The sequence below is a fragment of the Falsiroseomonas sp. RANM36 genome (assembly GCF_056682175.1).
The window spans coordinates 1-300 of sequence record NZ_JBWXTD010000056.1; the positions used below are offsets into that span (position 1 = coordinate 1).

A 300-nucleotide genomic window follows, 5' to 3' on the forward strand; every position below is an offset into this window, starting at 1 on the left:
GCCTCGCCACGGCCACGCTTAACCTCACCCCCACCCCCCCCAGGCCCCCCCCCGCGGCCGCGACGCCGGTCGCGACCGATGGCGCCAGGCGGAAGCCGCCGAGCCGCTGCATGAACCAGGCGACCAGCAGGGCCGAGGCGACATAGAGCCCGGTGAAGGGGATCGCCGCCACATAGATGGCGGTCGGCACGAAGACGGTCGCAACCGTGCGGAGTTGCTCCCAGCCCAGGAAGAGCGGCCCGGGGGGGGGGCCCCCCCCCCCCCCGCGCCCCCCGGGGGGGGGGGGGGGGGGGGCGGGGC

Annotated in this window: 1 protein-coding gene; it reads right to left on the reverse strand. The window is 78.7% G+C overall.

The annotated features are described in order from the left end of the window. Positions 1 to 300, reverse strand: a 300-nt coding sequence (locus tag AC1MIR_RS27825) for a hypothetical protein (RefSeq protein ID WP_480031410.1), incomplete at both ends; no start/stop codon positions are given.